Consider the following 25,318-nt stretch of genomic DNA (forward strand, 5'->3'; position numbering starts at 1 on the left):
GGTCGATCATCACCACCGGTACCTGATCCCGGCCAGCACGGTGCGGCGGTTGCCGAACTGACAGTAGAACCCCGACGAACAGCTCGAATAGTATTCCTTGTCGAACAGGTTGTTGACGTTGAGCGTCAGCGTCGTGCCCTTCAAACTCGGCGTCACATTCGCGAGATCGTATTTCAACGCCGCATCGACCACCGTGTAGGCCGGCGTGTGCAGCGTGTTGGCATCGTCACCGTAGCTGGCGCCGACATGGCGGATGCCGCCACCGAATGTCAGACCGGTGACCGGGCCGGACTGGAACGTGTAGTTCGCCCACATCGAGCCAAAGAAGTCCGGAACGGCCTGCGGCCGGTTGCCGACGATTAGGGCATTCGATGATCGCGCCACCCTTGTGTCGAGGAACGTCAACGCGCCGATCAGCTCGAGGCCGCCGGTAACGTTGCCGCGGGCTTCCAATTCGACGCCCTTGGACCGGACCTCGCCGTGCTGCACGTTGAAGCCCGGCACCGATGACGGGCTCAGCACATTCTGCTGACGGATGTCGAACACCGACGCGGTGAACAGCATCGGCAGGAAGGTCGGCTGATACTTGATGCCGCCCTCGTACTGCTCGGCCGTGGTCGGGATGAACGGCTGCCCGTCGACACCGACGCCGGTGACGGGCTCGAACGACGTCGAATAGCTGACATAGGGCGCAACGCCGCTGTCGAACAGATACAGCAGGCCTGCCCGATAGGTGGTCTTGTCGTCCGACTGATTGGAGCGCGATCCGGCGAGCCGGCTGTCGGTGCTCTGCTCGGCCCAATCGTGGCGGACGCCGAGCGTCGCGCGCCATCCGCCCAGGCTGATCTGATCCTGCGCATAGAGGCCAGTCTGTGACAGCTTCTGGCCATTGTCGATCAGCGAGGCGAGCGAGCCGACCGGCTGATTATACACCGGATTAACGACATTCAGGGCGGTCGCGGCACCGAGCTGGTAGGTCCAGTTGCTGAGCGTGTTCTGATAATCGATGCCGGTGATGACCTTGTGCTGCAGCGCGCCGGTGGCGAAATCGAACTGCACGCGATTGTCGGTCGACAGCCCGCCGACATCTTCGATCGAGCGCAATGCCCAGCGCGGGATCGTGCCGGTGGCGGTGAGCGGTGCGTTCATCTGCAGCGACTTGAAGTCGACGTCGACGTGGGAATAGCGCAGGCTCGATTTGACGCTGACGACCTCGTTGAGCCGTTTGTCGAACTGATAGCCGATGCCGTACTGCTCACGCTCGAACGAGTCGAAGCCGGGATCTCCGACATTGAGCTTGGAGTTCAGGTACGGCCGGTACTGCAGCGGCGCCAGCGAGGTCGGATACAGCGAGTTGAAATAGCCGCCCTTCGGGTCTTTCTGGTAGTAGCTCTGAACGGTGAAGCGCGTGTCCGCATCGGGCGCCCAGGTCAAAGCCGGCGCGACGGCGAAGCGCTGCTCGTCGACATTGTCGTAGCGCGTGCCAGAGGTGCGGCCGATCGCGCTCAGGCTGTAGAGCCAATGGCCGTCCTTATCGAGCGCGCCCTGGCTGGTGACGCCGGACTGGAAGCGGCCATAGCTGCCACCCTCGACGCGGACTTCATTGTAAGGCACTGCGCTCGGCATCCGGCTGATCTGGTTGACCAGGCCGCCCGGGCTGGTCTGCCCATACAGCACCGCCGAGGGTCCCTTCAGCACTTCGACGCGGTCGAGCAGGAACGGATCGATCGCTGTGTTGGCGAAGGCCTGGCCGCGCGGCAGCTTCAAGCCGTCGAGGAAACTGACGTAATTAGTCGCGGTGCCGAACGCGCCGAAGCCGCGGATGAAGACGCTATCGAAGCGCGAATTGGTGTCGGCATCCGACAGCACGCCGGCGCTGTAGCGCAGCGCATTGGCAACGGTCTGAACGTTCTGATCGTCCATCTGGCGCCGCGTGATAGTCGAGATCGACTGCGGCGTTTCCAGCACGGGGGTATCGGTCTTGGTCGCCGTTGCGGACGTGCGGACAACGTAACGATCCGAGGTGTTGCTGGGGGTGACCGGACGCGCCGCCGGCGTCGCCTGTTCGCGGGCCGGGGTCCGCGCCGGCACGGCGCGTTGAGCCGCGGGGGCCGGCTGCGCGCGGCGCACTGCGCGCCGCTCGGCGGGCTGCACGGTGACCGGCTGCAGCACTGATGCTTCGCTCGCGCTCTGCGCCAGCGCTTCGGAGCCGCCACTCAGCGACAACGCAATCGCGACGCCGACGACAATCTTGTTCTCGCTTCCCATCCGATTTCCCCCAGATACCTCGTCTCGAGGCGGGCGGGAAATAAACGGGACGGGACCGTCCTGTCCAGACAGATTGCCAAGCGATTGCAAATCTGGGATTGGAATTGCTCGAAACAGCTGCGTCGCCAACGCGACGATCAAGGACCTGCATGCCGACCCTGACCGCCGCTTCCAAAGGCGGACGTCCGCGCAAAAGCGATGTCGAGGCGAAGTCGCTTCACATCATCGAAACGGCGTCGCGCCTGTTCGCGCAGCAGGGCTTCGCTGCGACCTCGGTCGAGCAGGTCGTAGCGGCATGCGGCGTCGGCAAGGACACGGTGTATCGACGATTCCCCTCGAAGCTGGCGTTGTTCGAAGGCGTCGTCGAACACGCGCGGGCGCAAACGCTCGCGCACTTCCAGACCACGATGGCGAGCCAGACCGGGGATGCGCTGACGCAACTTCGCGCGGCGGCGCGCTGGCTGCTCGCCACCAACGTCGATCCCACGCTGATCGCATTCAAGCGCATCGCCTTCAGCGAAGCGATCGTGGTCGGCCAGGCCGTTGCCAACCGTGCCGACGATCCGATCATGGACCGGCTGCTGTCGCTGATCAGCGAGGCGCAGAAGGCCGGCGCCCTCGCCCGAGGCGACGCACGTTTTCTCGCGGGCCAGCTTCTCAACAGCATCGCAATGGGACCGATGATCGAGGCGATGCTGGGCGGGACGAGCTACGCGTCGACCCGCGCCCAGAACGCCTATTTCGACAAGGCTTGGGCGCTGTTTCTGGGCGGCGCCGGCGCCTGATCGTCGGTTCGGCCGCCGGCCTCAGGCCGACTTGATGTAGTCGTGCAGCGCCCGCTGCTCGTGCTCGTATTCGGACAGCCGCGATTTGACGATGTCGCCGATCGAGATCAGGCCGACCACACGGTCGTGCTCCATCACCGGCAGATGCCGAAATTTGCCCGCGGTCATCCGCTCCATGATCTCGCCGACGGTGTCGTCCTGACGGCAGGTGAACACGTCGCGCGTCATCACCGCGCCGATCGGCTCATCCAGCGCAGCCGGTCCGCGGTCGGCGAGCACACGAACGACGTCGCGCTCCGACAGGATGCCTTCGAGCCGCGTGCCGTGCATCACAAGTACCGCGCCGATCCGGCGTTCGGCTAGTGTCTTCACCGCGGATGCGAGCCGCGCCGCGGCTTCGACGGTGTGGATGTAACGGCCTTTGGACTCCAGAATCGCACGCACGGTCATGGTCGCCTCCCATAACGCCGCCTGCCGAGCCCGGCGGCTGTTGTTGTGACACTTGCAGCGGATCAGTCACGGCGATGCGTGGAATGGACGCTCGACAGAATCGGCGGGCACAGCGTGGCGCCGACTCCCATTCCCAGCCCGGCGCAAATCAGCGCCAGGTGCGATGACACCGCAACAATGCGGCGATTCAGCGATAGATGCCAACCGTTCGCAACCGCAAAGAGCTGCTGCAGCGCGTCAGGCGCGCGCCTCAGGGGCCCGCGGCACCGGATCAAACAAAGAGAACAGTAGTAGCCCGGCGAAGAAGCCGCCGATATGCGCCTGCCAGGCGACGCTGGCGCCCTCGTTGCCGATCGCAATCGAGCCGATCCCGAAGATGATGTTGATGCCGAACCAGATCCCGAGGAACGCCAGCACCCGCGGATCGCGCAGCGCCCTCAGCAGCGGCTGCGCCGGTACCTTCGCCGCCGCATCGGCATCGCCGCGGCGCAGCGACAGGAAGCTGCCGCGGACGAAGGCGAAACGGATCGCCGCCGCCATTGCGCCGGAGACCGAGGCCGAGGCGCCGATCATCGGGGCGACGTCATGGGAATGGGTGAGCAGATGCGCGAACGCGCCGGCCGCCGCCGTCACCGCCATGAACACGAAGAACCGCAGGCTGCCGAACCGCCGCGCCAGCGCGCTACCAAACGGCAGCAGCCACAGCACGTTGAACACGATGTGGCTGAGATTGGCGTGCAGCAGCGAATAAGTGACGAAGGTCCAGATCTTCGCCCCGGTGCCGCCGGGGAAAGGCGAGTCGAGCAGCGTCTGCTCGTAGCGCATCGGGATGAAGCCGAACATCTCGATGGTCCAGTACTCGAACTCCGGCGACAGCAGCGTGCGCAGATGGATCACCGCCAGCAGCGCCACGTAGGCGGTCACCGCCCCGGGCAGCGTCAGAATCGGCTCGCGCTGCGGCTGCGGCGGCTCCGGCGGCAACGACGACGATACGAGCGGAGAATCCAACGGCTTGCGACCTGCTGCGAGCGGCTCGGGCGAGCGATCCGCACCCTTAGAGCATTTTCCGGCAAAGTGGAATTCGGGGAGCGGCGGCAGCGCCCGTTCGGCCGACACCGGGGGAGCCAAAAGCCCCCCAAACGGAAAAGGGAGAGGCCCTGAGAAAGCCTCTCCCCCGGTCCGTGCCAGCAGCGTTCGAATCGGACGAGCCCGCGTGTCCAATCCGTCGGCCGGCCTGTTTTTCAGCCACCCTGTAACTCGACCAACGCGGGCGGTCTGGAGTCGCCAACGTTGGAATGCCGACAGCGTAGCGGTGGTTCCCGCGCGCGCAACGCCATAGTTAATTTAACCTTAACGACGCAAAGCCGGGTACGGCGCGGCCATTCGAGCTGCGCGGCATGGACGCTGCACCAGGGGTCCTGCACAACACTCTGGGAGCGTCGCGCCGGGCGTTTTCGGGACAGTCTTGTCCCAAGGCCGCCTGCGCGCGACGACCGCGAACCAAGGTCGTCCATGAAGCATCCGTCGAGCCAGGCGTTCTTCGCCTATTGGGACAAGCAACGCGACGGCGCCGCTGCCCCCGATCGCAGCGCGATCGAGCCGGATGCGTTGCGCAGCCTGCTCGGCGACATGTTCGTGGTGTCGTGCGACGCGCCTGGATACCCGTTCCGGTTCGCCGGTACCCGGCTGAACGCCCTGCTCGGCCATGACCTGAAGGGCGAGAAGCTGACCAACCAATTCATGCTGGAGCAGCGGCGCTCGATCGAGCAGGTGCTGGACATCGTATCCGGCGATACCGTCGCTGTGGTCGCCGGTATCCTCGCCACAGCGCCGAATGCGACGCCGGTCACGCTGGAACTGCTGCTCCTCCCATTCGCCCAGCGCCCCCACACGCCCCTAAGCGCCACCGGCCTCCTAACGCCCCTCGCCACCCGAGTGATCGGGCCGCTGACGAGCCTGCGGCTGACCTCATGGCGAACGGTCGGCCAGCAGCCACGCCGCTTCCCACCACGCAAGCTGCGGAAGTTTCAGGTGATCCGAGGACTGACGGTCTACGAGGGCAGTCGCGGCGACTCGGCATAATCCGGCGCGAGCCGCGGGATCGTCAGGTTCGGCTGACGCTCGACCGCCGTTGCGGCGAAGCCACCGCGGTCGGTCTTGTAGCAGGCGCAGGCGCGCAGCATCAGGCCGTCGACATCGGTGATCGCAAGCCGCCCACGGCTGTAGCGGATCAATCCCTGCTGTTGCAGGGCGTGGGCGATCAGCGAAATCGTGTTGCGCTTGACGCCGAGCATTTGCGCCATCAGATCCTGACCGAGCTGCATGCAGTCGCTGCCAGCCATATCGCGCGATTGCAGCAGGCGGCGGCACAAGCGCGCTTCGGCAGAGTGAGCGGCGTTACATGCCGCCACCCGTTCGGCCCTTACGGCGCGGATCCATTGATAGCGGAGCAGCAGACTGCGCAGCGACGAACTGTGGTCAACGGCGTAGCGGAAGTGCATCACCTCGATCGCGGAGGCGGTCGTCGGATAGCGAACCACGGCGCCGGCAGTCGCCACCGTCTCGTGCGCCGCCTCAGCCCCGACCGCGCCGTCCCGGCCGATCGCCGCGAGCTCGATTGCCTCGTCCTTGCCGAGGCCGATCACGCTGGAGATGATGCCGCCGTGAGGGAAAATCGCCTGTTCGAGCGGCGCCCCCGCCTCGACCAGAACCTGACCGAATTTCAGGTCGATCGTGCGAAGATGGGGACGCAGCAGTTCAAAATCCGCTGCCGGCAAAGCCGCGAGCAGGTCGTTGGCTGATTGACTGCAGGCCATGGCTCCGCCCCGCAAATTGGCGCGGCATAGCGCAGCTGGCTACGCCCCGGCCCCTTTAAATAAGCCGCTGCAATTGCGGCTCCCCGGGAACTTTAATCCTTCGCCCTCCGTGCAAAGTCCACTTCGTACGACTACGCGGCAAACACCGGGCCAACGACGAAACAGGATCGAACAACGCGGATTTCAGCGCGATCGGGCGCGGCCTGAAGCACCCATCGGCCTCGCCACATGGCCTTTCAGATGAAGGCGAGTTGTTACTTGAAGACCCTGCAAAGTGATCTGCCGATCGCATGTCATCGCAACCGTTGCGCCCACAACCCAATCTGCGGCGTGAACAGTCGGCACAACCAAGGACGGCGATCTGCTAACGAGCCGTTAACCGTGCCGGCCTTAGGCTGAAAGCTACGGCAGCGCGCCGGCCAGCGGAAATCCAGTTTTGTTGTTGCAGAACCCCAAAAGCCAGCCGGCGACGCTCGAGCGTCGTCGTTTCCAGCGGGTGAAAGTTCACCTGCTCGGACGCTACATGCTGCCCGACCGCCGTGAATTTCCGTGCCAGGTGATCAACATGTCGCCCGGCGGGCTGGCGCTGTTGGCGCCGGGGATCGGCAATGTCGGCGACCGCGTGATCGCCTATCTCGACCATGTCGGCCGCGTCGAAGGCAAGATCACCCGTATCATCGACAATGGCTTCGCGATGACTTTGGCCGCAACGCCGCGTAAGCGCGACAAGCTCGCGGCCCAGCTCACCTGGCTCGCCAATCGCGACATTCTCAATCTGCCGGAAGATCGCCGCCACGACCGTATCGTGCCGCGCAACCCGATCGCCGTGCTGACGCTCGACGACGGCAGCCGGATGAGTTGCCGCATCATCGACATGTCGCGCTCCGGCGCCGCGATTGCCGCAGAGCAGCGCCCCCCGCTGAACTCGCAGGTGCTGCTCGGCCGCGTCGCCTCCCGCGTCGTTCGTCACCTCGACGATGGCTTCGCGCTGGAGTTCGTGCACGAGCAACTCGAAGAAACGCTCGAAGACAGCGTTACCGCGCGGTGAACAGAACGCAGCGATCCACAGCCGCGTAGCACCTCACTTTCCCGGCGCTTGCCGCCCTTTTTCGCCTCAACATCGCTCGCAGCCGGACGCTCCGGCCGGTTAATGCGCGTCGCGCAACGACGCGAAAATGCGCGTGCCGCAGCGATGCGCGCGTTAATAGCTCAAATTTGAATCAATTGCCGATATCTCGAATTTTACGCAAATTCGATTCAAGTATAGATCGAATGCGCCGACAGTTTTACTTGCATTCGTCTCGACTTTACTTCGACGACTTAGCGGCCCTGCAAAGCGTTTGTGCAAATGATGGTCCCAACAAGAAACGGGGGCCACAATGTCGGGCAACAGGGGATTTCGGGGGCTTGCGGTGATTGCCGCCGTCGTCGCACTGACAGCGACGGCGCAAGCCGAAGACAGAGTTCGCTACGCCAGCGTCGGCGACGAGACGCGCGCACCGATCGGTTGGATCGAGTTCTGCTCGGACAATCCGGTGGAGTGCCGCGGGAGCCGCAGCCAGGCACGGGACATCGTGCTGACGCAGACTGCTTGGCAGGATCTACTGAAGGTCAATCGCTGGGTCAACGACACGATCAAGCCGCTGACCGACATGGACCACTGGGGCGTGATCGAAAAGTGGTCGCTGCCCAACGATGGTTACGGCGATTGCGAAGACTACGTTCTGCTGAAGCGCAAAATGCTGATCGACGCCGGCTGGCCGCGCGAAGCGCTGCTGATCACCGTGGTCCGCGACAAGAAGAATGAAGGCCACGCGGTGCTGACGGTGAAGACCGACAAGGGCGAGTTCATCCTCGATAACCAGAACGAGGAAGTCGTCGCCTGGACCGAGACTGGCTACCGCTTCGTCAAGCGGCAGTCGCAGAGCGATCCGAATGCCTGGGTCGCACTCGGCGACGGTCGCCCGGCAATCGCAACCGCCAGCGCCAAGCAGCGCTGAACCTCAGACGCCCATAGGAGAAACGCGACCCGGTCGAATCCCCACCCCTCCCCGTCCCAGACCGGATCGTGCGCGGCCAGCCTCCCCCAAGGCTGGCCGCACCCCGTTGGGGCACATTGATAACCGGCTGAATGGGCGATCAGGGCTCGTCGAGCACCCGCAGCATCGCCTCCTTGGTTCTATTCTTCAGCATTTCGAGCTTGGCCTTGACGTCGTTGAGCGCCTCGGCGTCGAAATCACTGAAGATATATGCATGCAACGCTTCCCAACGCGGCGATAGACGGTCGATCTTGGTGCGCGCTTCATCGGACAGCGACATCAGCACCACGCGGGCATCTTCCGTCGAGGGCACCCGATTGAGCAGCCCCATCCGCTCCAGGATCTTGGTTTGAGTTGTGACGAAGGTCGAGACAGCGTGGATCTTGTGTGACACGTCGCCGACGGACACGCCATTTCCCTGGTCGAGATCGGCGATCGCCATCAAGATCAGCCACTGCGAGCCGCTAATTCCGAACAGCTTTGCCCACGCGCGGCGCATGTCCTCGAGATTGTTGCTGATCGAGACGAAATCCCAAATCACCTGGTGAGACACGCCGAAATCGCGGTGCGCGCACGCTTGTGAATCACCGGGCGGTTCCTCGGCCCCCACCGCTTGGAGCGGCTGCCTCACCAACGACGGCCGCGTGACGGCTTCGTCGTGATGCTGCTCCCTAGTCCGATGCGGCATTCCCGCCCCTCCGAATCATCCCCGAAACGTCTTTTTTTGTTTGTCGACTCGGACGAACCCGAAATCGCGGCGCAGCCGTGATTGCGTTATGTACCCAAACTTGAGCTGAGACCAAAGGTGCCAATTTTCGTCCCAGTCGTACGCTCGTTGGTCGTCTCTATCTCCCGCGGCAGCTGCGATGGCCTGAAAACAAAGTCGTTTCAAGCCAGTCGCAACTGGTGATCGAGCATAGAGCCGGCCGCAGCCAAGCCCGGATCGCGGAATTTGGACGTGACAGAATCGTGACACTCTGTTGCTGCAAAACCACAGGTTCGCCCGATGACGCGACGCACCATCGCTCGATCCTTCCGTTAGCTATGTTTGTTATGTATCTAGTTCCCTGACGGAGGGGGGCAACCTCGAAGTCGTCCCGGCTCAAACTGCTCATGCTCTGGCAACGAGCAGTCGGGTTCACGGGCGGGCCGGTACCGGCACACAACACCGGTCGGCATGCCCTTCGAAGGCAAACTTGGAGGTTTACGATGAATTTTGCGAAGAGCCTTATGCTCGGTGGTGCGGCGCTCCTCGTCGCCACCGCTGGTGCGCAGGCGGCCGATCTTCCGCTGAAGGCCAAGGCGGTCGAATACGTGAAGGTCTGCTCGCTGTACGGCGCAGGCTTTTACTACATCCCGGGCACCGACACCTGCATCAAGCTCGGCGGCTATGTGCGTGGCGAAGTCGCGGTCAATGCCTCGGGCATGACGGGGACCCCGGCCTGGAACGGCGCTGCCGGCTACAACACTCGTCTGCAGAACGACGCGATCTTCCGGTCCCGCGCGGACCTTAATATCGATACCCGCACCGCAACCGAATACGGTGTTGTTCGCACCTACTTCGACTCGGTGTTCACCTGGACCAGCGGCAGCGACACCACTGCCAACGGCAGCGTCGGCGTCTACTTTGCCTTCATCCAGTTCGCGGGCTTCACCTTTGGTAAGGCCGTGTCGCAGTTCGACACCCCGTGGAGTGGCTCGCCAGGTAACATCACCTCCAACCTGATCGGCGGCTACGACGATTCGACCGGCATCAACCAAGTTGCCTACACTGCTCAGTTCGGCAACGGCGTTACCGCGTCCGTGTCGTTGGAAGATCCGTCGTCCTATAATCAGGGCGGTCTGTACAACGTCAGCGCGATCGCAGCTCAGACGTTCAATGCTTCGGCCACGCCGACGCTTGGCGTTAATAATTCGGCCGTGGCCTACATGGGCGGCGTTCCGGGCGTAAACTCGTATGGCGGCGTGCAGATCCCCGACATCGTCGGTCAGGTGCGCGTCGATCAGGCCTGGGGCCTCTTCCAAGTGTCGGCTGCTGCGCATCAGATTCGCGCCAGCTACTACACTTCTAGCTCGACCGGTTCGGCGTCTGAGACTCTTGGACACCCGGACGACAAGTGGGGCTACGCCGTTCAGGCCGCTTTGTCGCTCAAGAACTTGCCCACGGGCGCTGGCGATAGCTTGAACTTGAGCGCCACTTACGCGGACGGCGCGAGCCGCTACGTGATTGGTGGTACCAGCCCAAACAACTTTGCGATGTACGGCAGTTCGGGTCTTGCCTACCAGAGCGTGGCTCTCGGATTCTCGGGAGACGGTGTGTTTGGCAATTCGACGGACATCCAGAAGTCGTCCGTCTGGGGCGTTCGTGGTGCGTTCAACCACAATTGGAACCCGAACTGGTCGACATCGGTGTTCGGTTCCTACACTAACTTCTCGTGGAGCGGCGGCGCCAAGGATCTGATCTGTGGTCGCGTTCCTGGCGTCACTCTCGCCGCAAACGTGACTTACACGGGTGTCTGCGACCCGAGCTTCAACATCGCTCAGATCGGTACCGTGACTCGTTGGACTCCGGTGAAGAACCTCACGTTCTCGGGTGAAGTCATTTACACTTTCCTTGATCAGAAGAGCACCGGCACCATCACCCCAGGCGCGGTTAGTAACGCCAAGCCGGCGGTGGCGTATGAACTCAAGGATCAGGGAACGTGGACTGGCGCGTTCCGCGTCCAGCGCACCTTCTAAGCTAACACGAAAGGAACTTGTAAACCTCCAAGGAACCTCCGGCGATGCCCCGCCGGAGGTTTTCCTTTTTTGGAGGTCTTAATCCAGCGCGTCGAGCTTGCTCCGCGTTTGGATAACCTCATCAAGTCTTACCCGGCCTGCTAACGAATCCCGGACGCCGTCCCTTTGTCTTCCGGAACGTTTTCTTGCCTTGGAACTTGTCGTCGCGGAGACTACGCGATGCGCAAGCTGATCGGCTTTGACGACGACACGCTCGACAAACTTACACAGCTCGGCCGCGATCGGATGGCGACACTCCAAGAGCTCGCCGACGAGGCGTTCGCCGACCTTCTGAAGAAGCACGGCGTGCCGATCGACTTGAAGGATGCGCTGCGCAAGAGCGTAGCGCCGGCTCTGCATCGCAAACATTAAGGAGCAGCCGATGTCCGCCGACCCGGATCCGTTCACGCTGGGCGAACGCGCAGCGCGCCAGAGCATTCCCGCCGAATCCAATCCCTATCACGAGGGCAGCGAAGAACACGCGCTGTGGGCGGCCGGTCATGAGCGCGTCGCGACCGCAATCGAAGCGAACGAGTCCGAAGGAACCTGACGGAAGCCGGCCGCGAGGGCCGCGGCTCTGCTCACCCGATCTTCTTAAGCCCCTTGGCGTAGCGCTGGCCGTTGGCGACATAAAAGCCAGCGCCTGCCAGCATCGCTAGGACCTGTTCGGGGGAAAGCGTCCGCGCGACCTTGGCCGGCGCCCCGAGAATCAGAGAGTTCTCTGGAAACGACTTGCCTTCAGTGACCACAGCGCCTGCCCCGACAACGCAGCCACGCGCCAGCTTGGCGCCATTCATCACGATCGCACCCATCCCGATCAAAACGCTGTCCCCGATGGTGCAGCCGTGCAGGATGACGTTGTGGCCGATGGTGCAGCCTTTGCCGACCTTGAGCGGAAACCCCGGATCGGTGTGGCAAGTCGTGCCGTCCTGAATGTTGGAGCCCTCGCCGATCTCGATCCATTCGTTGTCGCCGCGCAGAACGGCGCCAAACCAGACCGAGACCGAACTACCGAGGCGAACTTTGCCGACCACCGAGGCGCTGTCAGCGATGAAGTAATTTCCATCTGCCGGAAGATCAGGCCGCTGCCCGTCAAGTTCGTAGATCGCCATCGCTGTCTCCTGTCGTCCGCTCCGTCATGACAATGCAGCGGCCTCGACGCAATGGTTTTCAGGTGAACACTCCGAGAGCCTGCAACGCCATCACAACCACGGTTCCTGACATCAGGCTCCAGAACCCAGCCAGCAGAGTCGCCAGCATCACGAATTGCGCACGCCGGAGATCGGAGGTGCGCGGCCCGGTCAGCGTGTTGCGCATGATGATAAACGGCGCTGCGAACATCAGAAACGGAAGTGCCGCAAAGCTCTGCGGGACCACGCCCTGTTGCAGCAGACTGAAGCCGGCGGGGCGCTGCGCCATCGCCTGATAGGCGCTGGTCAGCGCGCCGGCGACGGCAAAGCCGATCAGAAGCGAGAACAGATTGTTGAGCGCATCGGGCGACATCAGCTTCCCAGCTCGATGGGTAGGCTGAAGGTGTCGCAAAAATCGACGACGGGCGCCACGACAGCCTTAAGAAAAGGTTAACGCGCCGAAGAAGAATTACTCACGTGCGCCGCACAATCCCGTTCGGGACCGATTCGCCGCGTGGCATAGTCCAACTGATTCGTGGTGTCGGATGTCTGCGTTGTCATGACTTTGGTATCGTCGCTTCCGGGCCGTCCGCGCGATTCCCGCGCCCGGCGCAATCATTCCCGCGTCCCGTTGATGATCGGCGGTGCGATCGGCGCGGCCTCGATTGCGGCTGTTGCCTATCTGCTGTGGCCGACTTGGCACGTGCAGACGGTCGGTGATCCGGATCGCACCCCGGTGACGATTGGTGACACGCTGTTCAATGTGCCGACCAAGGCATTTCGGGTGAAGTATCAACGCCGCTCCGGGCCGCAGGAGCGCGTCGACCTCGCGTTCCTGTATCCGTCACTGCTGCCGCCAGAGCGCGCTACGCATAAGACGGCAGAGGAAATCGCCGAATTTCAGCCGATTGATCGGATTTTCGTCTCGATCGCCGCACACCAGGACACGCTGGCGCCTGAGACACGGCTGCGCACGATCTATCCCCGCTATCTCGCGCCGGTCGCTCCGCAGACCACGGATGGGCTGACAATGCGCCCGTTCCTGGAAGGCTCACCTTACGCGAACGAGGATCTGTTCGTAGCTACGGAGCAGCCTGAACTGGCCGCGCGCTGCACGCGAGATCGGCAAACGCCGGGAATGTGCCTCAGCGAAATGCGGATCGAAGGCGCCGACCTCACCTTCAGGTTTCCGCGACAATGGCTGACCGAGTGGCGGAACGTCGCGCAAGCGATCTCGCAGCTCGCCGCGCAGATGCATGTGCGCGGCTGAGGCGATAGATCCGGTTACTCGACGTCGGCCAGGTCGTCTTCCAGGATCGCCATCTGGAACTGGAACGAGCGATCGTCGTCTTCGTCGTCGACGAACAGCACGCCGATGAACTCCTCGCCGATATAGACCTCGGCCGAATCTTCCTTCTTCGGGCGCGGCACCACGCGGATTTTCGGATTGCCGAACACCCGCTTGAGATAGGCATCGAGTTTTCTGACTTCCTGAACGTCCACGGTAATCTCCAATTCATCTGGGCGATGGCTGACGCAGCGCCGACGGTATTCGTTTCGTCGCGCGACCGGCCATGGCCGGGGTCGCCGTCAGTACTTTCTCACGGCCGCTGCCGCAACCCCTCGCGGCGAGTTGCGAACCGCAATCGAGGCCGATGGCAATTCGACCGATCAGAGACCAATCGCGTTGATCATCTGATCCATGGTGCGTGACGGCTCGGCGCAGCCGGCCTCCCCCACCACCTTGGCCGGCACACCGGCGACGGTCATGTTGTGCGGCACCGACTTCAGCACCACCGACCCCGCGGCGATGCGCGCGCAGTGTCCGACTTCGATGTTGCCGAGAATCTTGGCGCCGGCGCCGATCATCACGCCGCGCCGGATCTTCGGATGGCGATCCTCGTGCTCCTTGCCGGTGCCGCCGAGCGTGACGCCGTGCAGGATCGAAACGTCGTCGTCGATCACTGCGGTTTCACCGACCACCAGACCGGTGGCATGATCCAGGAAGATGCCGCGGCCGATCTTCGCTGCCGGATTGATGTCGGTCTGAAACACCGCCGACGCCCGGCTCTGCAGATACAGCGCGAAATCCTTGCGCCCCTTGCCGAACAGCCAGTGCGCCAAACGATGCGTCTGAATGGCGTGGAAGCCCTTGTAGTACAGCAGCGGATCGATGAAGCGCGACGTCGCCGGATCGCGATCGAACACCGCCACCATATCGGCACGAAACGCGTTGCCGATGTCCGGCTGATCGCGCAGGGCGTCTTCGTAAGTCTGACGGATCAGATCACCGGACAGCGCCGCATGATCGAGCCGCTCGGCGACGCGATGCACCACCGCGTCTTCCAGACGATCATGATGCAGCACGCTCGCAAAGATGAAGGAGGCCAATTCGGGCTCGCGCCGAACGATGTCTTCGGCTTCGCTCCGCACCCGCTCCCAGATCGGATCGAGCGCCGTCACGTTCGCACTCTGCGGATTGATCTGATGCATCACCATGCCGGCTCTCTCGATCGGTCGTTCAGAACACTATACCACGCCAGCCGCGGCGCTGTCGCGGCGACTGTCGAAGCCGGCTCGGCACGTGCCAAGAATCGTTAAACCCTTGAAGCCAGCCGATATTCCGAGAGCCAGCGCCATCATCGCGAACCCCTCACCTTTTCAAAGTGGGCGGCTGCGGCGACGGAATCAAGGCCGGACCGGCGGGGCGCCGTCACGGGCGCCGCGCCAGGAAATCCACCACGCCTTCCTTGTAAACCCTGTCGCCGACCGCGCGCATGTGGTCGCGGCGCGGGATATCCAGCACTTCCGAGCCCGGAATGATGTCGCCGAGGTCGTGTGCCGAGCCGGCGACGTCGTCGTCTGTGCCGACCGCGATCAGCACCGGGACGGCGATCTGCGCGGCGTCCTCGCGGCTCATCAGTCCGCGCGATCCGCGCATACAAGCGGCGAGCGCTTTGCGATCGGAACGGGTCTGATCCGCGAAGGCGCGAAAGGTGCGACCAACCGGATCGGTGACATCGTCGAGCGCGTCGGCCTCGAGCGCGTGCGCGACGTTTTCACCGGGACGCCCTTCGTTGCTGAGGAGCCCCATGCCGAGACCGCCGAGCACGAGCGAGCGGACCCGCTGCTCCTGCCACCGAGCGAGATTGGCGCCGATCCGCGCGCCCATCGAATAGCCCATGACGTCGGCGCGCGCGATGCTAAGATGATCCATCAGGGCCACCGCGTCGGAGGCCATCGCCTCGAGCGTGTAGTCGTTCGGATCGTACAGCTTGCTGGACTCGCCGTGACCGCGATTGTCGATCGCGATGACCCGGCGCCCGGCGCGCTTCAATTCCGACAGCCAGGACGGATACACCCAGTTGACGTTCTTGTTCGATGCGAAGCCGTGAATGAGCAAAATGGGCTCGCCCTCGCCTTCGTCGAGGTAAGCGATGTTGACTCCGGCGTGATCAAAGCTCGGCATCAGGTATCCGTCGTTGATAATGGGAATAAGCGTGGAGGATTACTTCGTCAGGCCCGGGGGCGGGCGCAGCCGAGCCACACGATCCGCCGCGTCGGCGAACCAGCATGGCCACGATCCGCGTAAGCGTAACGAACAGCATCGAACTCTATCATTCCTGCACCGCTCGCACTATGCCTCGGCCGTGGCAGATGCCGCGCCGAGGGACGGCTGCGGCTGTCTGGTTGCGGCAAGCGCGCGTTTGGCCGCCTTACGTTTGCGGCGATCGAGCCAGCGTTGCGTCAGCCGCTCGGTGCCGGCCTTCAGCGAGGTAACGAAGCCGATCAGCATCATCAGCGCACTGAAGATCCACGAGGCGAAATTCCACAGGCCGGTCGTGAGCAGCAAAGCGCCACGCCCGAGCAGCTTGATGATCGCACGAGTCTGACCACCTTTCGCTTCGGCAAGTTTCGCGGCCCGCGCCACATCCTTCGGATTTTCGGCAACCTTAAGCGCATCGAACGCGCCGCGCGTGCCGGCCTTCTCGCCGATCCTGCCGACATCCTTGGCGAACCGCATCAAACCGCCGGCTTTCTCGGTGCGGACTGCAGCCTTCACCGCATCGAGCGTCTGCGCCGGGCGAAGCAGCGACGCATCAGCGACGGCACGTTGCAGCGCCGGCGCATCGACCACTTCGCGAGCCGAACGACCGGCCCATTTCGCAAGGCCCTCGCTGATACGTCCGACCTTGCGCGCATCCTTCACCAGGGTCAGCCCGGCCCGCGCCGGCGCCGCTGCGCCGACGCTGACATAAGTCGCAGCGGTCACTGCAATGCCCGCGGCCGCGAGCCCGAGCACCAGATGATCAGCAGCCTCCCCGGTCGCCAGATGTTTGCCCTCGCGGATCACGTCGCGGATATCGCCGAACACGAACAGATCGCCCGTGATCGTGCCGGACAGCCCTGCGAGATCGTCGGCCTGGCCGGTGACGAGACCGGTCGCGAACCGTGTCGCCACCTGCGCAGGCGCACGATCCGCAGCGACCGCATCATCGACGCGCCGTGTCAGTTCGTCAGCCAACGCGACCCGATGCGCGCTGGCCAGTTCGACCAGGCTGCGCGCGAGATCAGCATCACCCGCGGCGAGTGCAGCCTCGATCTGTCGCGGGATCATGCCCTGATCTCGCCACAAAGCCTCCGCGATCTGCAGATCCGACAAGCTCGCCGGATCATCCTGAGCGGCGATCAGTTTGGCACTGTACCGGGCGTGCGGCCATGCGGCGACCAGCGCCACAGCGCTGATTGCAAGGCAGAACTTCGCCACGCCGAGTTGTAGCCGCATCCGGTCCTCGTGTTTCTCCCTAGGAGATGGTGCGTCATCACTTCGACACAACCGATCAGACGAAAGGAGGGCTTCTCCCACACCACGGGATTGTGTCGAATTTCACCGGGCAATCTCTATCCGGCCGCTCTAGGAATCAGGCAGCGGCGCCGGTATGGTGCGCTGCACTGTTAGTTGCCCTCCGCTGTCAGCAAAGGTGAGCTGAATGTCCGACCACGTGGTTCCCCACTTCCAGAACGATGCCGGCGTTGCGACGATCGAAATCGGTTCGCGGGAATTTATGTGCGTCGGCGCCGCCCCTCCGTTCGATCATCCGCACGTGTTTCTCGACCTCGGTAACGACAACGAGATCATCTGCCCATATTGCTCGACGCTGTATCGCTACGCGGCCGATCTGAAGCCGGGCGAAGCCCGCCCGCCGGAATGCGTGCTGAAGGACAAGGTCGCCTGATCGGACGCTGACCGCAACGTGGCGGTCTCCCGAACCATTATCGTCGCGGGAGCCGGAATTGGCGGCCTGACCGCCGCATTGGCGCTGGCCGCCAAGGGGTTCCGAGTCATCGTACTGGAGCGCACCGAACGCCTCGACGAAGTCGGCGCCGGTCTGCAGCTCTCTCCCAACGCCTCCCGAATTCTGGTCGAGCTCGGCCTGCAGCCGCGGCTCGACGCCTGCGCGGTGGTGCCCGACGCTGTCACCGCGATCAACGCCCGCTCTGGCCGCGCCATCGTCCGGATGCCGATCGGCGACGTCGCCGTCCGCAACGGCGCGCCCTACTGGGTGGTGCATCGCGCCGACCTGCAGGCCGCGCTGGCCGCCAAGGTCGCCGCCCATCCCTCGATCGACCTCCGACTCGGCTGCGCCGTCGAGGACGTCGCGCCCCATGCCAACGGTGTCACCGTGTCGGCCGGCGGCGGTCAGGAACCGGCGCTAGCGCTGGTCGGGGCCGACGGCATCTGGTCGGCCGTCCGCGGGGTGGCGTTTCCGAAGATCCAACCGCTGTTTTCCGGGCTGATCGCCTGGCGAGGCACGATTCCGGCCGAGGCGATGCCGGATGGGGAGAGGCTTCGCGGAGTGCAGCTTTGGCTGGGGCCGGAGGCGCATCTGGTGGTGTACCCGATCTCAGGAGGGCGCCGGATCAATTTGGTGGCGGTGGTCAATGGCTCATGGAACCAGCGCGGCTGGAGCGCGCGCGGCGAACCCACTGAGATTGTTGCGCGTTTCGCGCATTGGGCGGGCGCCGCCAAGGCGCTGATCGGAACCGTCGAAAACTGGACGCGCTGGGCGCTGTTCGCGATGCCGGACGGCGGAGCGTGGAACCAGGGCCAGATCGCCCTGTTGGGCGATGCCTCCCACGGCATGCTGCCATTCGCCGCCCAGGGCGCCGGCATGGCGATCGAGGACGCCGCCGTGCTGTCCGCCGGTCTCGCCGCTAGCCATGGCGAGGGCCGCGGCGGCACCGCCGCGGAGGTTGCGACCACTCTGCAGCGCTACGCGGCGCTGCGCCGGCCCCGGGTCAAACGGGTGCAGCAGCTCGCCCGGCAGAACGGCGTGATCTACCACCTGCCCGGCGCCGCGGCGATCGCCCGCGATGTCGCGATGCGGGCGCTCGGCCCGGACCGGCTGCTGGCGCGTCAGAGCTGGATCTACGACTGGCGCCTCTGAGGGCGCCCACGAAACCGCCAACTCGCCTGCACGCCCTTCAGTGCGCGCCGCGTCCCGCCCGCTTCTGGGGCGCCGGCGCAGCCGGCGGCGGCTCCGGCGTCGGGGTGCAGCGGTTGTCCCGCCAGGTCTGCTCGGCGAGCCGGGATTGCGCCTTCACGTTGATGTAGTCGTTGCGGTAGGCGATCTCGGAGACCACCGGCCCGGCCGCTCCGGTCTGCGCCTTGCGCATCAGGCCGTCCAGCTTGGCAAGCTGCGCATCGAGCGATTTGCGCTCCGCCTCGAGCTGCTTGCAGTCATACAGCTCGTATTTGGCCGGATCGACGAACGCCTGTGACAGCGCGCTGTCGCCCATCCCGGCGCAGCCGGACAGGCCGAGGGCGGCGAACGTGACGGCAGCAGCGGCGCGGGCTGCGGTGAAGGCGGACGAGCGTTGCGATGTCATGGTGACGGGCTGTGTGAACCAGGTTGAGGTTTCGGTCAAATCAGGCTGTGATGACCGCAGTGTGGCCGCGGTGGCGCCCCGCAAACCTCGTTTGTTTTCGCCGCGTTTTCGTCGCGCGAACGGTCTCCGCTTCGCCCCGGAAACGCCAACAGGACGCGACCGATGCAGAAGATCCTCCTCCCCTATGACGGCTCCGCCAACGCGGGCCGCGCCTTGGACTGGGTGATCGCCCTCGCCCACGACAACGTGCCGATCGAGCTGGTGCTGGTGTACGCCCATCCCGAGCCGGCACTGTATGGCGAGATCGCGGTGTACGTCTCAAAGGAGAAGATGGAGGAGCTGCAGCGCGAGCACAGCGACGACATCCTGCAGCCGGCGATCGCCAAGCTGAACGCGGCGAATATCCCGTTCACCTCCGAGGTGCTGACCGGCGACACCGCGCAGCGCATCGTCAAACGCGCCGAGGATCTGAACTGCAGCGGCATCGTGATGGGCACCCGCGGCCGCAGCGCGATCGGCAATCTGGTACTCGGCTCGGTGGCCAATAAGGTCGTCCACCTGACCAAACTACCTGTGACACTGGTGAAGTAACCACACGTTCCGCCGCGCCTGGCTTGCCTTGCCAAACCGGCAGGTTTGGAACAGTGTCGCGCCGCAATATCGATCGGATTTTCCAAGGAGCGAGCGGTGTCGGGATTGAAGCAAATGCTGCGTGCACCCTGGGTGTGGCGGGCGCGGGCACGCGACCGCATCGTCGCGCAGCGCGACGTGCCGACGCTGGCCGTGGTGGCGATCTTCCGCGAAGAGGCGCCGTTCCTCGACGAATGGCTGCGTTTCCACGAGGCCGTCGGCGTCGGTCATTTCTACCTTTACAACAATTTCAGCACCGACCATTTCCGCGACGTGCTGGCGCCGTGGATCGCGCGCGGCCTGGTGACGCTGACCGATTGGCCGGTCGAGGTCGGGCAGCTGCCGGCGTATCGCCACTGCATCAAGCAGCACATGCTGGACGCAAAGTGGATGGCGTTCATCGACATCGACGAGTTTCTGTTCTCGCCGGTCGCCGACAAGGTCACCGACGTGCTCAGCCGGTTCGACGGCGCGCCCGCGGTCGGCGTGTTCTCGCCGTATTTCGGCTCGGCCGGCCACGAGCAGCGGCCGCCGGTGCCGATCAGCCGCGCCTTCACCAAGCGCTCGCCGCTATCGAAGATCTCGGCCAAGACCATCGCCAACCCGCGCTGGATCCGCGCCATCCGCAACGTGCATCTCTACAAATACTGGCGGGGCGAAACCATCGACACCATGGGCCGGCCGTTCCAGGGCGACCGCCCGGTGCTCGACCTGCTCAGGCTCAATCACTACTGGTCGCGCTCACTGTCGGACCTGCAGACCAAGATCCAGCGCGGCGACGCCTCGACTCCGGTGCCGCGCGACAGCGACTGGCATTTCGCCGCCGAGAAGGACATGAACGCCGAAGACGACGCCTCGATCCTGCCGGTGCTGGACCGGGTGTTCGGCAAGGCGGAGGACGCGGCGAAAGTGGGGTGAGGCCGCACGCCGCGACACGCATCGCATGGCCGCGCTGATCCGGCGCGGCACGCCCGCCGATGTCGACGCAATCACCGACCTGACGATGCGCGCCTACAGCAAATGGCTGGCGCTGATCGACTACAAACCGCTGCCGATGCTCGCCGACTACGCGGTCGCGATCCGCGAGCATCGCTTCGAACTGCTGGAAGCAGACGGCACCCTCGCCGCGCTGATCGAAACCGAACTCCGCGTTGACGATCTGCTGATCGTCAACGTCGCGGTGTCGCCCGACGCCCAGAAACGCGGCTACGGCCGCCGCCTGATGGACCTCGCCGAACAAATCGCTACTGAGGCCGGCCGCTCGACACTGCGGCTCTACACCAACGAACGCTTCGAAGAGAACATCCGGCTGTACGCATCGCTCGGCTATGCCCACGAGCGGCTGGAAACCCGCGCCAACGGGGCACGGGTGGTGCATATGGTGAAGCGGTTGGGGTAGCGGCAATTACCCACTTTCTTGCCCCCAAAAATATTAGGTATGGGATACGGAAAAGTCACAGCCGCTCAACGCGGCACCGGCAGACCATCGCCCCCTCAGGACATATCACTCCTCCCACTCCTCCGCCTGCTTGAGTGATCTCTCGATATCACGCGTCGCATCCTTCAGAAGTGCGTCGTACAGCTCAAACGAAGGCGAGAAACGGGGGAGAGTGGCTAGAATCTCCTCGCACTTCTTCTTTGTCTCAAGGTCGCGCGGCATCGGCTGTCCCGCAACACCCGATCGCAATCCGCTAATGGCCGAACGGTACAAGGCACTGATTGCCCCCTTTTGCGCGTCTGAGCTAATCATTTTCGCCCGTTCAAGAAGGCGCCCAACAAAACCGACCTGCCTGAACACAAAATCCGGATCAGCTTCGGCAAGGATGCCTGCAATCAGTGCAATATCGGTCGCATCACCGGCTTTGACCCAATTGTCGAGGAAGTCGACTGTCTCGCCTTCGTAGGGGCCAAACATGGCCTCGAACAATTCCCGCGAGCGATATTGGAATGAGAAGGGTCTATCCTTCGCCTCCTTCATCCAGTTTGCCAGCATGACAAGCAACTCGCCGCAAACGTCCGACTGCCTGAATTTCAGAGGAACGCTTCCGTACGGCCCATGGTTTACCGGCCGGAAGCTCCAATCCTCCATTCCTGCTGCCTCCACCCGCTTCATCAGAAACTGTGCGGTCTCTCTCGGAAACACCTGCGATGCATGAGCAAGGAATGTCTCGATCCAGTGATCTTCGAGATTAGGAAGCGGCATGATCTTCTCGAAGAGCATCAGCACATCCTCAATCTTCAGCACCCCAAAGCCAAGGAGTTGCTCCCAGGCGAAGATCGTGAACAGTTCGCTTGCAAGCCCCTTCGAGTCCCCGATCTTGGCAAGCCGAGTAAATTCCAGGGCGAGGTCCGGCCGCGCTTTGGCAACCGAACGGACCGCCGCAATCGCACCCCCAACGACCTGCGCACTTTCATGAACGAGCAGGAGACGCAAGACGTCGAGTTCCTTTTCGCCCCACTGCTCAGTTCTGAGGATTCGTGCCAGCGCATGCGCCACTTCCGCGAGAAGCGGTGGCTGGCCGGCGGCAACAAGCTGCGCAATCAGCGTCCTGGTCTCGTCTGGATCAGTGTTCCAGATGGTGCTGAGAGCCGTCGAGACGAAGCCTCGGGTTTCGGAAGCCTCGTGCCTTATTGCATCATGAATGGTCGCTCTTGCGAAGTCCGTTGAAGCCGCAATCAAGGTGCCATAGACGGCGTGAGGTGCGCCGGGTTTGTCCATACTGACGCGAATTCTCTCAAGCAGTTGGGCTATATATGCGTGAAGCTCTTCTGTAACCGGATGAGCGGCAAACAGGTCACTTGCCAACCGCTCAAGATGGGCTGCCCATTTTTTTTCATAATCATTTGGGTCAAAGCGACCGAGATCAGCGTCGTACCCACCAATCAGAACGGCAATCGTACGAAACTCCAGTGTATTTGGGAGGCTCTTCTTGATCCGACGAGCCACCTCGGCCGTCTTTCCTCGACCATAATTCGCGTGCCAAGAAACCGAACGCCATACCGCGAGCGCGACGAGGGGATCGACCGCTCCAGCTTGAAGGACGCCCTCAAGCCTCTTCATGTGATCGAGGAAGATTCCAGTCCAGGATTCGCGCGTCTTCTCGGGTACAGTGGCGCCGAACAGGCCCATCGGGTAGCGGAACGCATCGGCCAGAGAGTTAGCGGCTAAAACCCCCACCCGTACATCTTTCCCAGTTAGCAATTCCACCAACGCATCGAATGCCTTCTCGCGTAGCGGCTTCACAAAGGCCGAGGACACATAGAAAGGACCGAACGACATCGCGGACTGCTTGAACTCGGTCGTATGCCCCTCTGTCTTGAAGATTGTCCGAAGGATGTCGATGGGAGAGTAAACACGGGCCCAGGAGTCCGGCGTCTTCATCAAGCCAATGGCAAACTCGACGATCTCTTCGTTGTACTCGAAGGGTTTGTTGGGCCGCACCTCGCACATTTCGGCGAGGATCCGGATGGGGTGGTCGGGGGCCGAGTGAAGTTCCCGCTTGTCGTCCTTGCCGAGCTCCCAAAGATCTTCGCAAACGCGGTCAAGATATTGAAGATTGTATCCTGCTAGACGAAGAACTCCCGCCAACTGTCCAAGATACAGGCCTCGACGAATAAGATCTTCGACGAAATCAAGTGCCTTCGCCGGCTGATAGTATGCAACGGCTTTCACTGCATTGATGTGAGGGTCACCGTGCTCATGCTGTGGCTTCAATCTACGCCAGACGCCATCGATCAACCTGCTATTGCTGGTGTCTCCATTGGCACGCCGCCAATCGAGCTTGCCCAGGTTGACGAGAAGATGCTCTCCGTATTTGCGCGGATCGGCCACATCGAAGACCTGCTCTGCGTAGCCTGTAGATCCCCCTTCTGGGCCCACACAATGCTCTTCAATCAAGTAGTCCGCCAAGACGTCGGGGGAGAGGCGATAGCGGGCGCCACGTTTGAAGATGACGCCGGCTTCTGTAAGCATACGGATGAGGCGCATCGCTTCATGCACTTTGATCTGCTCCATCTGCTCAATGAGTTGATGAAGAGACGTGTCCTCCGGATGGAAGGGCTGCACTAAGGCAAGTACGCGAAGGATGGCTTTGATATTTGCTGCATCGCTTTTCGTACCAATTTCACCGGCAATGACATCGCGAAATCTCCCGAAGAGCAGCTTTCTGAATGAATCCTCGTGCTGAGCGAAATCAAAGTTAAGCTTCTGTTTCGCGACGATCTGAGCTCCCACGACTGTGGCAAGCGGGCAATCTCGGGTGACAGCCGCGATCGACTTGGCCAGCCCCTCAGGCCCGGAGTACTTGGCAAGCACCTGCTTCGCCAGTTCTTCCGTTTCTTCAAGGGAAAGCGGGGCTAAATTGACCCTCCGGACCTTGTCCCCGACCAGGGAAAACGTGCTGGCCTGCGATTCGAGGTAGGTGAGGCCGTAGGGACGCAAGGCCAGCAGTAATCTCGCCTCGTTGGACGGGGCTGCCGCATACTGAAACAGAAGCCCTAAGTCATCCTGGTCGTGAGCATCATCGACCACGAGAAGTTTCGGGCGATCCCCAAGATCTTCAAGACTCTTTTTGGACAGCGAGGCGTTTCTTGACAGATGGCGAACGACAGTTTCGGGATGCGCGGCCTCATATTCTTGGACGGCTTGCTTCAGTAGCTTCGATTTGCCCGAACCTCCTGTGCCGGACAGTATGACGACTGCGACGCTATCGTCATCTAGAGCACTGCGCATATGCGTGAGGTCGTGCTGCCGCCCCACTAGGACCCATTCATGGTTGAAGAGACCCTCTGGGCTTTCAAAAGGTGAAAAGAATTCCGCTGTCGTTTCCCAAGGGCTGGCTTGGTCTTCTCCTAAGAGGGCAAAGCGCTGCCCTCGAAAAAAGATGTCGACCAGACGGATCTGCTCCTCCTTTGGGAGTTGACGGATCATGTGCGAGATATCCTCGCGATCCCAAATCTCCCAATCAGGTTCAGTTTGAAGCTCGGCGCGCTCCTTGGGACTGGCCACTTTGGTCAGGAGCAGCACCTTTTTCGACGCGGCCACGGTATGGGCGTTCACCGCAGTTCGAACCTTTCCGGGGCCGAAGTTGATCACTCTCTTGCATTGAAAGCTGTGGGAATTGCCGTCGGCAAGATGGACTGTAATGTCCACACCGTCCTGCGTGTGCCCCTGCCCGCCAGCCCGCTCGACGCGGGCCGTCGGGTATCGGGCCTGCAGGAAGTACTTACAAAAGCGCTCGAAACTGTCAGGCGAAAGAGCATCGATTGGGAAGGGGTGATCGAAGCTCGCGACTACCGTCCTTGCGGTGTAGCCAGCAGCGGCAAGCAACGCTTCCGCATCCGTTTTGAGGACGGCGGCTATGAGCGGGATTTGCTTGTCTCGTGGCCTAGATTGCCCCGCTTCCCACCTGTCGATCGATCGCAGTGGGATTTTAAGCAGCTTGGCAAGGTCACTCCGAGTGGCAATGCCCACCCTTTGGCGCAAGTCCGCAACCAAACTACCGAATTTCGTAAACGGCCTTTTCATCGGA

26 protein-coding genes are annotated in these 25,318 nt (G+C 62.8%); 13 read left to right on the plus strand and 13 right to left on the minus strand.

All coding sequences use genetic code 11. The features are described 5' to 3' along the window. Positions 1-9 precede the first annotated feature (9 nt). On the minus strand, positions 10-2,268 hold the full coding sequence (locus RPPS3_RS17535; protein ID WP_107345206.1) for a TonB-dependent siderophore receptor: 2,259 nt from the start codon (positions 2,266-2,268) through the stop codon (positions 10-12). 149 nt (positions 2,269-2,417) lie between these two features. Here RPPS3_RS17535 and RPPS3_RS17540 point away from each other — a divergent pair, with 149 nt between their 5' ends. Next, positions 2,418-3,053: a TetR/AcrR family transcriptional regulator gene (locus tag RPPS3_RS17540; protein ID WP_107345207.1), complete on the plus strand. Its 636-nt coding sequence runs from the start codon at positions 2,418-2,420 to the stop codon at positions 3,051-3,053. A gap of 21 nt (positions 3,054-3,074) precedes the next feature. Here the strand turns inward: RPPS3_RS17540 and RPPS3_RS17545 are convergent, their stop codons facing one another. Then, the gene (locus RPPS3_RS17545; RefSeq protein ID WP_107345208.1) at positions 3,075-3,503 is read right to left on the minus strand and encodes a CBS domain-containing protein; all 429 of its coding nucleotides are present in this window, start codon (positions 3,501-3,503) and stop codon (positions 3,075-3,077) included. A 237-nt stretch (positions 3,504-3,740) separates the two neighbouring features. After that, positions 3,741-4,511: a rhomboid family intramembrane serine protease gene (locus RPPS3_RS17550; RefSeq protein ID WP_107345209.1), complete on the minus strand. Its 771-nt coding sequence runs from the start codon at positions 4,509-4,511 to the stop codon at positions 3,741-3,743. Between the two features lie 504 nt (positions 4,512-5,015). Between RPPS3_RS17550 and RPPS3_RS17555 the strand changes: the two genes are divergently transcribed. Further along, complete coding sequence (locus RPPS3_RS17555) at positions 5,016-5,585, plus strand: PAS domain-containing protein (protein WP_107345210.1); 570 nt, start codon at positions 5,016-5,018, stop codon at positions 5,583-5,585. Here the strand turns inward: RPPS3_RS17555 and RPPS3_RS17560 are convergent. After that, complete coding sequence (locus RPPS3_RS17560) at positions 5,555-6,319, minus strand: Crp/Fnr family transcriptional regulator (protein ID WP_107345211.1); 765 nt, start codon at positions 6,317-6,319, stop codon at positions 5,555-5,557. The two genes, RPPS3_RS17555 and RPPS3_RS17560, sit on opposite strands and share 31 nt — an antisense overlap. Positions 6,320-6,755: 436 nt before the next feature. Between RPPS3_RS17560 and RPPS3_RS17565 the strand changes: the two genes are divergently transcribed. Together RPPS3_RS17565 and RPPS3_RS17570 are read left to right on the plus strand one after the other, a co-directional pair. Next, positions 6,756-7,367, plus strand: coding sequence for a PilZ domain-containing protein (locus tag RPPS3_RS17565; RefSeq protein ID WP_408016670.1), 612 nt, complete (start codon positions 6,756-6,758; stop codon positions 7,365-7,367). Positions 7,368-7,698: 331 nt separating this feature from the next. Then, positions 7,699-8,319: a transglutaminase-like cysteine peptidase gene (locus RPPS3_RS17570; RefSeq protein WP_107345212.1), complete on the plus strand. Its 621-nt coding sequence runs from the start codon at positions 7,699-7,701 to the stop codon at positions 8,317-8,319. A gap of 139 nt (positions 8,320-8,458) precedes the next feature. On the opposite strand, the gene RPPS3_RS17575 is transcribed toward RPPS3_RS17570, so the two are convergent. Then, positions 8,459-9,046 (minus strand): MarR family winged helix-turn-helix transcriptional regulator, encoded by a 588-nt coding sequence (locus RPPS3_RS17575; protein ID WP_107345213.1) that lies wholly within the window; start codon positions 9,044-9,046, stop codon positions 8,459-8,461. A gap of 521 nt (positions 9,047-9,567) precedes the next feature. On the opposite strand from RPPS3_RS17575, the gene RPPS3_RS17580 reads away from it, so the two are divergent. The 3 genes from RPPS3_RS17580 to RPPS3_RS24655 all read left to right on the plus strand — a co-directional run bounded on the left by RPPS3_RS17580 (position 9,568) and on the right by RPPS3_RS24655 (position 11,686). After that, complete coding sequence (locus tag RPPS3_RS17580) at positions 9,568-11,097, plus strand: porin (protein WP_107345214.1); 1,530 nt, start codon at positions 9,568-9,570, stop codon at positions 11,095-11,097. Positions 11,098-11,316: 219 nt separating this feature from the next. Further along, positions 11,317-11,508, plus strand: a complete 192-nt coding sequence (locus RPPS3_RS17585) for a hypothetical protein (RefSeq protein ID WP_107345215.1) — start codon at positions 11,317-11,319, stop codon at positions 11,506-11,508. 10 nt (positions 11,509-11,518) lie between these two features. Then, on the plus strand, positions 11,519-11,686 hold the full coding sequence (locus RPPS3_RS24655; protein WP_199852150.1) for a hypothetical protein: 168 nt from the start codon (positions 11,519-11,521) through the stop codon (positions 11,684-11,686). Between the two features lie 31 nt (positions 11,687-11,717). On the opposite strand, the gene RPPS3_RS17590 is transcribed toward RPPS3_RS24655, so the two are convergent. After that, a complete protein-coding gene (locus RPPS3_RS17590; RefSeq protein WP_107345216.1) occupies positions 11,718-12,248 on the minus strand; it encodes a gamma carbonic anhydrase family protein in 531 nt (176 codons plus the stop codon). 58 nt (positions 12,249-12,306) lie between these two features. Beyond that, the gene (locus tag RPPS3_RS17595) at positions 12,307-12,639 is read right to left on the minus strand and encodes a DUF6949 family protein (protein WP_107345217.1); all 333 of its coding nucleotides are present in this window, start codon (positions 12,637-12,639) and stop codon (positions 12,307-12,309) included. A gap of 186 nt (positions 12,640-12,825) precedes the next feature. On the opposite strand from RPPS3_RS17595, the gene RPPS3_RS17600 reads away from it, so the two are divergent. Further along, positions 12,826-13,536, plus strand: a complete 711-nt coding sequence (locus tag RPPS3_RS17600) for a hypothetical protein (protein WP_107345218.1) — start codon at positions 12,826-12,828, stop codon at positions 13,534-13,536. A gap of 14 nt (positions 13,537-13,550) precedes the next feature. Here RPPS3_RS17600 and RPPS3_RS17605 read toward each other — a convergent pair whose 3' ends face one another. The 4 genes from RPPS3_RS17605 to RPPS3_RS17620 all read right to left on the minus strand — a co-directional run bounded on the left by RPPS3_RS17605 (position 13,551) and on the right by RPPS3_RS17620 (position 17,052). Then, on the minus strand, positions 13,551-13,769 hold the full coding sequence (locus tag RPPS3_RS17605; protein WP_012496853.1) for a DUF3126 family protein: 219 nt from the start codon (positions 13,767-13,769) through the stop codon (positions 13,551-13,553). A 168-nt stretch (positions 13,770-13,937) separates the two neighbouring features. Beyond that, positions 13,938-14,765 carry a serine O-acetyltransferase gene (cysE, locus tag RPPS3_RS17610; RefSeq protein ID WP_107345219.1) on the minus strand — a complete coding sequence of 276 codons (828 nt, stop codon included), beginning with the start codon at positions 14,763-14,765 and terminating at the stop codon, positions 13,938-13,940. Positions 14,766-14,979: 214 nt separating this feature from the next. Further along, complete coding sequence (locus RPPS3_RS17615; protein WP_107345220.1) at positions 14,980-15,735, minus strand: alpha/beta fold hydrolase; 756 nt, start codon at positions 15,733-15,735, stop codon at positions 14,980-14,982. 168 nt (positions 15,736-15,903) lie between these two features. Beyond that, positions 15,904-17,052, minus strand: coding sequence for a hypothetical protein (locus tag RPPS3_RS17620; protein ID WP_107345221.1), 1,149 nt, complete (start codon positions 17,050-17,052; stop codon positions 15,904-15,906). Between the two features lie 205 nt (positions 17,053-17,257). Between RPPS3_RS17620 and RPPS3_RS17625 the strand changes: the two genes are divergently transcribed. Continuing rightward, on the plus strand, positions 17,258-17,503 hold the full coding sequence (locus RPPS3_RS17625; protein WP_011158974.1) for a zinc-finger domain-containing protein: 246 nt from the start codon (positions 17,258-17,260) through the stop codon (positions 17,501-17,503). Positions 17,504-17,521: 18 nt separating this feature from the next. Then, a complete protein-coding gene (locus RPPS3_RS17630) occupies positions 17,522-18,715 on the plus strand; it encodes an FAD-dependent monooxygenase (RefSeq protein WP_107345222.1) in 1,194 nt (397 codons plus the stop codon). Between the two features lie 37 nt (positions 18,716-18,752). Here RPPS3_RS17630 and RPPS3_RS17635 read toward each other — a convergent pair whose 3' ends face one another. Further along, positions 18,753-19,157, minus strand: coding sequence for a twin-arginine translocation pathway signal (locus RPPS3_RS17635; protein ID WP_107345223.1), 405 nt, complete (start codon positions 19,155-19,157; stop codon positions 18,753-18,755). A 162-nt stretch (positions 19,158-19,319) separates the two neighbouring features. On the opposite strand from RPPS3_RS17635, the gene RPPS3_RS17640 reads away from it, so the two are divergent. From RPPS3_RS17640 to RPPS3_RS17650, 3 genes are all read left to right on the plus strand, one after another. After that, entirely contained in the window at positions 19,320-19,748 is a 429-nt protein-coding gene (locus RPPS3_RS17640; protein ID WP_107345224.1) for a universal stress protein, read from the plus strand. 114 nt (positions 19,749-19,862) lie between these two features. Then, positions 19,863-20,705: a glycosyltransferase family 92 protein gene (locus tag RPPS3_RS17645; protein ID WP_234819986.1), complete on the plus strand. Its 843-nt coding sequence runs from the start codon at positions 19,863-19,865 to the stop codon at positions 20,703-20,705. Positions 20,706-20,730: 25 nt separating this feature from the next. Further along, the gene (locus tag RPPS3_RS17650; RefSeq protein WP_107345226.1) at positions 20,731-21,186 is read left to right on the plus strand and encodes a GNAT family N-acetyltransferase; all 456 of its coding nucleotides are present in this window, start codon (positions 20,731-20,733) and stop codon (positions 21,184-21,186) included. Positions 21,187-21,291: 105 nt separating this feature from the next. On the opposite strand, the gene RPPS3_RS17655 is transcribed toward RPPS3_RS17650, so the two are convergent. After that, positions 21,292-25,314: a helix-turn-helix domain-containing protein gene (locus RPPS3_RS17655; RefSeq protein ID WP_107345227.1), complete on the minus strand. Its 4,023-nt coding sequence runs from the start codon at positions 25,312-25,314 to the stop codon at positions 21,292-21,294. Positions 25,315-25,318 lie beyond the last annotated feature (4 nt).

The organism is Rhodopseudomonas palustris, assembly GCF_003031265.1.
GTDB classification, from domain to species: Bacteria; Pseudomonadota; Alphaproteobacteria; order Rhizobiales; family Xanthobacteraceae; genus Rhodopseudomonas; species Rhodopseudomonas palustris_H.

What these genes read in the sequence shown, in the direction of transcription:
- RPPS3_RS17620 (WP_107345221.1), bottom strand. Translation starts at nt 17,052, where the DNA reads ATGCGGCTACAACTCGGCGTGGCGAAGTTCTGCCTTGCAATCAGCGCT.
- RPPS3_RS17600 (WP_107345218.1), top strand. Translation starts at nt 12,826, where the DNA reads ATGACTTTGGTATCGTCGCTTCCGGGCCGTCCGCGCGATTCCCGCGCC.
- RPPS3_RS17625 (WP_011158974.1), top strand. Translation starts at nt 17,258, where the DNA reads ATGTCCGACCACGTGGTTCCCCACTTCCAGAACGATGCCGGCGTTGCG.
- RPPS3_RS17655 (WP_107345227.1), bottom strand. Translation starts at nt 25,314, where the DNA reads ATGAAAAGGCCGTTTACGAAATTCGGTAGTTTGGTTGCGGACTTGCGC.
- RPPS3_RS17570 (WP_107345212.1), top strand. Translation starts at nt 7,699, where the DNA reads ATGTCGGGCAACAGGGGATTTCGGGGGCTTGCGGTGATTGCCGCCGTC.
- RPPS3_RS17555 (WP_107345210.1), top strand. Translation starts at nt 5,016, where the DNA reads ATGAAGCATCCGTCGAGCCAGGCGTTCTTCGCCTATTGGGACAAGCAA.
- RPPS3_RS24655 (WP_199852150.1), top strand. Translation starts at nt 11,519, where the DNA reads ATGTCCGCCGACCCGGATCCGTTCACGCTGGGCGAACGCGCAGCGCGC.
- RPPS3_RS17615 (WP_107345220.1), bottom strand. Translation starts at nt 15,735, where the DNA reads ATGCCGAGCTTTGATCACGCCGGAGTCAACATCGCTTACCTCGACGAA.
- cysE (WP_107345219.1), bottom strand. Translation starts at nt 14,765, where the DNA reads ATGGTGATGCATCAGATCAATCCGCAGAGTGCGAACGTGACGGCGCTC.
- RPPS3_RS17545 (WP_107345208.1), bottom strand. Translation starts at nt 3,503, where the DNA reads ATGACCGTGCGTGCGATTCTGGAGTCCAAAGGCCGTTACATCCACACC.
- RPPS3_RS17560 (WP_107345211.1), bottom strand. Translation starts at nt 6,319, where the DNA reads ATGGCCTGCAGTCAATCAGCCAACGACCTGCTCGCGGCTTTGCCGGCA.
- RPPS3_RS17595 (WP_107345217.1), bottom strand. Translation starts at nt 12,639, where the DNA reads ATGTCGCCCGATGCGCTCAACAATCTGTTCTCGCTTCTGATCGGCTTT.
- RPPS3_RS17645 (WP_234819986.1), top strand. Translation starts at nt 19,863, where the DNA reads ATGCTGCGTGCACCCTGGGTGTGGCGGGCGCGGGCACGCGACCGCATC.
- RPPS3_RS17575 (WP_107345213.1), bottom strand. Translation starts at nt 9,046, where the DNA reads ATGCCGCATCGGACTAGGGAGCAGCATCACGACGAAGCCGTCACGCGG.
- RPPS3_RS17590 (WP_107345216.1), bottom strand. Translation starts at nt 12,248, where the DNA reads ATGGCGATCTACGAACTTGACGGGCAGCGGCCTGATCTTCCGGCAGAT.
- RPPS3_RS17580 (WP_107345214.1), top strand. Translation starts at nt 9,568, where the DNA reads ATGAATTTTGCGAAGAGCCTTATGCTCGGTGGTGCGGCGCTCCTCGTC.
- RPPS3_RS17650 (WP_107345226.1), top strand. Translation starts at nt 20,731, where the DNA reads ATGGCCGCGCTGATCCGGCGCGGCACGCCCGCCGATGTCGACGCAATC.
- RPPS3_RS17585 (WP_107345215.1), top strand. Translation starts at nt 11,317, where the DNA reads ATGCGCAAGCTGATCGGCTTTGACGACGACACGCTCGACAAACTTACA.
- RPPS3_RS17540 (WP_107345207.1), top strand. Translation starts at nt 2,418, where the DNA reads ATGCCGACCCTGACCGCCGCTTCCAAAGGCGGACGTCCGCGCAAAAGC.
- RPPS3_RS17640 (WP_107345224.1), top strand. Translation starts at nt 19,320, where the DNA reads ATGCAGAAGATCCTCCTCCCCTATGACGGCTCCGCCAACGCGGGCCGC.
- RPPS3_RS17535 (WP_107345206.1), bottom strand. Translation starts at nt 2,268, where the DNA reads ATGGGAAGCGAGAACAAGATTGTCGTCGGCGTCGCGATTGCGTTGTCG.
- RPPS3_RS17635 (WP_107345223.1), bottom strand. Translation starts at nt 19,157, where the DNA reads ATGACATCGCAACGCTCGTCCGCCTTCACCGCAGCCCGCGCCGCTGCT.